We start from the raw sequence: 5,200 nt of genomic DNA on the forward strand, positions 1-5,200 counted from the left end.
GGAATCTCCGCGCAAGGGGCCGACACCGCCGCCGTGGCCGATGCCGTGATGCTGGCCGTCAGCCAAAAACTGGCGCCCCGCTTTGCCGTCAAGCCGGGCGTGAGCACCGAGCAATTGCTGGAAGTGCAGGGCATGACCCTGGAACGCTATGCCGCGCTGGGCCATTTGCTCGAGCCGTTTGGCGGCCAGCCGCAGCGCGTGGATGGCGATCGTATTGTGTATCGCGTCAATGGCAGCGCCGATCAGTTGCGGACTCAGTTGAGTCTGGCCAGGTTGCAGGAGATTCCCGCAGGTGAGGCGCCGGCTCAGCAACCGCCGGTGGACGCTACACAGCCGGCCGCCGCCCCTGAGCCGCAGGCGCAACTGCGTTTTCGTTGGTGAATGTTCTTCCTTCTCTATATAGAAGGGGGAAGTAAATAAAAGATGGAGTGGTTTATGGCGGATACGCGTCGTTGGGTTTGGCTTGGCGGGATCGCCCTGCTGTGCATTTTTGTGTTCTTGCTGCATTCGATCCTGACGCCGTTCCTGATAGCGCTGTTGCTCGCCTATCTGTTCGATCCCGTGGTGGATCGCCTGGAGAAAGCCGGCCTGTCACGGACCTTGGGCGTGGTCACGGTGTTTGCGCTGTTTACGCTGATCATCACGGCGCTGGTGCTGGTGCTGGTGCCGATGCTGGCCAAGCAATTGTTCCGTCTGTATGAACTGGCGCCGCAAATGCTCGACTGGCTGCAGCATACGGCGATGCCGTGGGCCCAGGCCAAGCTGGGGCTGGCGGATGGCTTCTGGAAGTTCGACAAGGTCAAGGCCGCGATCAGCGAGCATATGGGCCAGACCAGCGATATTGTCGGCGTGGTTCTCAGTCAGGCGACGGCATCCAGCCTGGCGCTGATCGGCTGGCTGACTAACCTGGTGTTGATCCCGGTGGTGGCGTTCTACCTGTTGCGGGACTGGGACATCATGATGGCCAAGATTCGCAGCCTGCTGCCGCGCGCCCGTGAGGCGCGCATTGTGTCCCTTGCCGGGGAGTGTCATGAGGTACTGGGGGCGTTCGTGCGTGGCCAATTACTGGTGATGCTGGCCCTGGGGATTATCTATGCCGCCGGCTTGATGGCGATCGGCCTGGAGCTGGGCCTGTTGATCGGCTTGATTGCCGGCCTGGCCGCTATCGTGCCGTACATGGGCTTTGTGATTGGTATCGGTGCTGCGCTGGTCGCCGGGCTGTTCCAGTTTGGCGGTGACCTGTACCCGATGCTTGGGATTGTCGCGGTGTTCATGGTCGGCCAGGCCCTTGAAGGGATGGTGCTGACCCCGCTGCTGGTGGGTGACCGCATCGGCCTGCACCCGGTCGCGGTGATCTTTGCGATCCTGGCCGGCGGTGAGTTGTTCGGCTTTACCGGCATCCTGCTTGCGCTGCCGGTGGCGGCGGTGATCATGGTGCTGGTGCGTCATGTACACGATCTGTACAAGGATTCGGATGTGTATACGGGCGTCGAAGACCCCGACTTGTAATCGCGGTTTCACAAACCCGGCTCAGGCCGGGTTTGTTGTTTCTGGCACTGTCGCGTCAAACAATTCGCGTAAATCCAGCAAGTTAACGCAAACCTTTGATTTTGCTTGTGGTCTGCTGCATTGTGCGCCCAGCGTCACGGGTATAAACTTTGCAAACTTTTCACAGAGGCCACTAACGGTTCGATCGGAGCCGTTCAGTCAGCATGAAACCGATTCAGCTGCCCTTAGGTGTGCGTCTGCGTGACGACGCCACCTTTATCAATTACTACCCAGGCGCCAATGCCGCTGCACTCGGCTATGTCGAGCGGCTTTGCGAAGCCGACGCCGGGTGGACTGAAAGCCTGATCTATCTGTGGGGCAAGCAGGGCGTGGGGCGCACCCACCTGTTGCAGGCCGCGTGCCTGCGCTTCGAACAAATGGGCGAACCGGCGGTTTACCTGCCGTTGGCCGAGTTGATGGATCGCGGGATCGGGATTTTCGACAACCTCGAACAATACGAACTGGTGTGCCTGGATGATCTGCAGGCCATCGCCGGCAAGGCGGATTGGGAAGAGGCGCTGTTTCATCTGTTCAACCGCCTGCGCGACAGCGGCCGCCGCCTGTTGATCGCGGCTTCGACCTCACCCCGTGAGTTGCCGGTCAAGCTGGCCGACCTCAAGTCGCGCCTGACCCTGGCGCTGATCTTCCAGATGCGCCCATTGTCCGACGAGGACAAATTGCGTGCCCTGCAATTGCGTGCGTCCCGTCGCGGCCTGCACCTCACCGACGAGGTCGGGCACTTTATCCTCACCCGTGGCACCCGCAGCATGAGCGCGTTGTTTGATTTGCTCGAACAGCTCGATCAGGCCTCTTTGCAGGCCCAGCGCAAGCTGACGATTCCCTTCCTCAAGGAAACCCTCGGCTGGTAGCAAACCCTTGTATTTCGTGGGGCTTAAGCAGATTTCAGGCGCCAGAAAACCTGCGTTTGGGCCGGCTTGACCACGCAAAACACGTGCATAGGGTATTAAGGGCTTAGATGTCATAGCGCAAACAGTAAGTCACATAGATCACGATTGAATTTGCAAATCGATGTGATAGAAGGCATAGTCTCGGCTTCTTTACACATTTGCCACGGTCGTGCCCATGCTGAATCGCTTCGCACCCCTCGTGCCTCTCGCACTCGTAGCCCTGTTGTTTGGTTGCGCCTCCCACCCTCAACAAGTGGCCGAGCAGCACGATCAACAGTATAAAAATCAGGCAAAATTCGTTGCTGCGCAGTCTTCCACTGTTTATGAGGAAGAGCTGGCAACCGAAAAAGAACTGGCCGCCTTCGCTGGCAACAAGCCTTATCAGCTTCCCGTTCTGGCCGACAGCATTCTCGAACGCGGCATGTCCCTGATCGGTACCCGTTACCGTTTCGGCGGTACTTCCGAAGCCGGTTTCGATTGCAGCGGTTTTATCGGTTACCTGTTTCGTGAAGAAGCTGGCATGAACCTGCCACGCTCCACTCGCGAAATGATCAACGTGAATGCACCGTTGGTCGCGCGTAACAACCTCAAGCCGGGTGATCTGCTTTTCTTCAGTACCAGTGGTCGTGGTCGCGTCAGTCACGCCGGTATCTACCTGGGCGATAACCAGTTTATCCACTCCAGCAGCCGCCGCAGCGGTGGTGTTCGAGTCGACAGCCTGGGCGACAGCTACTGGAGTAAAACCTTCATCGAAGCCAAGCGCGCACTCGCCATGGCCCCGACGACGATTACCGCCAGCAAGTAAAGTTAAAGTGATACTTGAAGTTTGACGTGTAAGCGCTAGAATCCTTGAACATTGTTGTAATCCGTTCGCGCAAGCCTTGCTTGCGCGTTCTGGTTTTCAGCGTTCGGCAGCGAAAGCCGCATCCAGACCAGGATTGTTCTGCACATGTCGACCTCGGCCCGCCTGATTCTTATTGTTTGCGCCGCGCTGATCAGCGCCTGCGCAAGCCGACCGCAGCCTGCGCCCGTAGCGGCCAAGCCTAAACCGGTGTTCAACACCAGCCAGAATTTCTCGCCGGCCGCCGAAGACGTGCTCTTCCGAGCGCTGGGCCTGGTCGGTACGCCTTATCGTTGGGGTGGCAACACGCCAGACTCCGGGTTCGATTGCAGCGGACTGATCGGGTTTGTCTACCGTGATGCCGCCGGCATCTCCCTGCCGCGCACCACGCGCGAACTGATCGTGATGCGTGGCCAGGACGTTAGCGAGCAGAACCTGCAAACCGGTGACCTGTTGTTCTTCGCCACGGGCGGTGGCTCGCAGGTCAGCCACGCCGGGATCTACGTCGGCGAAGGGCGCTTTGTACACGCGCCGCAAACGGGCGGTACGGTGAAGCTGGACACCTTGTCCAAAGCCTATTGGCAGAATGCCTACCTGAGTGCCAAGCGTGTGTTGCCGGCTGAAAACCTGGCGCGTAACCCTTAGATAAAACCTAGACCCAAATGTGGGAGGGCGCTTGCTCCCGATTAGGGCGTGTCAGTCCCTGCATTTGGTGACTGACCCACCGCTATCGGGAGCAAGCGCCCTCCCACATTTGTTTTGTGGCGGTCTTAAGAATAGTTACTTGGCCGCAGAAACCCGCCACACCTTATTCCCCACATCATCCGCCACCAGCAAGCCGCCCTGCTTGTCGATGACCACGCCAACCGGTCTACCCATGGCTTTCTCGTCGCTGTTGAGGAACCCGGTCAGTACGTCCACCGGCGGCCCCTTCGGCTTGCCGCCCTCGAACGGTACGAAGATCACCTTGTAGCCGCTGTGCGGCTTGCGGTTCCACGAACCGTGCTGGCCGATAAACGCGCCGTTGGTAAAGGGGGCTGGCAGTTTGCTGCCCTCGGCGAAGGTCAGGCCTAGCGAGGCGGTGTGCGGGCCTACGGCGTAGTCCGGCGCAATGGCTTTGGCCACCAGATCCAGGTTTTGCGGCGTGACGCGTACATCCACGTGCTGCCCGTAGTAGCTGAAGGGCCAGCCATAAAAGGCGCCATCCTGGACCGACGTGATGTAGTCCGGTACCAGGTCGCTGCCGATCTCATCGCGCTCGTTCACCGCCGTCCACAGCTTGCCGCTCTGCGGTTCCCAGGCCATGCCGTTGGGGTTGCGCAGGCCGGAGGCGAAGATACGGTGCTGGCCGCTGGCGCGGTCGACTTCCCAGATCGCGGCGCGGCCTTGTTCCGCCTCCAGGCCGTTCTCGGCCACGTTGCTGTTGGAACCGACGCTCACATACAGCTTGCTGCCGTCCTTGCTGGCCACCACGTTTTTCGTCCAGTGGTGGTTGATGCTGCCGCCGGGTAGGTCGATGACCTTGCTGCCGGCGGTCTTGATCGCGGTTTCGCCCGTCTGATAGGCAAAGCGCAGCAGCTTGTCCGAATCGGCCACGTACAGGTCATTGCCGACCAGCGTCATGCCAAAGGGCGAGTTGAGGTTCTCCAGGAATACCGTGCGGGTCTCCGCGACCCCATCATGGTCGGCATCGCGCAGCAGGGTGATGCGGTTCGGGCTCGGTACTCCGGCCCCGGCGCGGCCCATGACTTTCTCCATCACCCAGCCACGAAGGCCTTTGGAATCATCCGGCTTGGGCGGCGCGTTGGTTTCCGCCACCAGCACATCGCCATTGGGTAGTACGTACAGCCAGCGCGGGTGGTCCAGGCCTTCGGCGAAGGCCGCCACCTGGGTGCCGGCGGCG

General features: G+C 60.2%; 5 protein-coding genes and 1 pseudogene. 5 read left to right on the forward strand and 1 reads right to left on the reverse strand.

Annotated features, from left to right (window positions below):
* The 5 genes and pseudogenes from L9Z73_RS24670 to L9Z73_RS24690 all read left to right on the forward strand — a co-directional run.
* Nucleotides 1-381: pseudogene (locus L9Z73_RS24670) on the forward strand (DUF2066 domain-containing protein); the annotation flags it as partial.
* Nucleotides 382-435: 54 nt separating this feature from the next.
* Entirely contained in the window at nt 436-1,509 is a 1,074-nt protein-coding gene (locus L9Z73_RS24675; RefSeq protein ID WP_247406647.1) for an AI-2E family transporter, read from the forward strand.
* A gap of 203 nt (nt 1,510-1,712) precedes the next feature.
* On the forward strand, nt 1,713-2,417 hold the full coding sequence (hda, locus tag L9Z73_RS24680; protein WP_247406650.1) for a DnaA regulatory inactivator Hda: 705 nt from the start codon (nt 1,713-1,715) through the stop codon (nt 2,415-2,417).
* Between the two features lie 214 nt (nt 2,418-2,631).
* Nucleotides 2,632-3,261, forward strand: coding sequence for a C40 family peptidase (locus L9Z73_RS24685; RefSeq protein ID WP_247406653.1), 630 nt, complete (start codon nt 2,632-2,634; stop codon nt 3,259-3,261).
* Nucleotides 3,262-3,405: 144 nt separating this feature from the next.
* Nucleotides 3,406-3,942, forward strand: a complete 537-nt coding sequence (locus tag L9Z73_RS24690) for a C40 family peptidase (RefSeq protein ID WP_247406656.1) — start codon at nt 3,406-3,408, stop codon at nt 3,940-3,942.
* A gap of 135 nt (nt 3,943-4,077) precedes the next feature.
* Here the strand turns inward: L9Z73_RS24690 and L9Z73_RS24695 are convergent.
* On the reverse strand, nt 4,078-5,200 hold a 1,123-nt coding region (locus tag L9Z73_RS24695; RefSeq protein WP_247406659.1), incomplete at its 5' end, for a PQQ-dependent sugar dehydrogenase.

It is taken from the genome of Pseudomonas emilianonis (genome assembly GCF_023072625.1).
Lineage (GTDB): Bacteria > Pseudomonadota > Gammaproteobacteria > Pseudomonadales > Pseudomonadaceae > Aquipseudomonas > Aquipseudomonas paraveronii.

Bases quoted from the DNA above. Each gene is read 5' to 3' on its own strand.
- L9Z73_RS24675 (WP_247406647.1), top strand. From the start codon at position 436: ATGGCGGATACGCGTCGTTGGGTTTGGCTTGGCGGGATCGCCCTGCTG.
- hda (WP_247406650.1), top strand. From the start codon at position 1,713: ATGAAACCGATTCAGCTGCCCTTAGGTGTGCGTCTGCGTGACGACGCC.
- L9Z73_RS24685 (WP_247406653.1), top strand. From the start codon at position 2,632: ATGCTGAATCGCTTCGCACCCCTCGTGCCTCTCGCACTCGTAGCCCTG.
- L9Z73_RS24690 (WP_247406656.1), top strand. From the start codon at position 3,406: ATGTCGACCTCGGCCCGCCTGATTCTTATTGTTTGCGCCGCGCTGATC.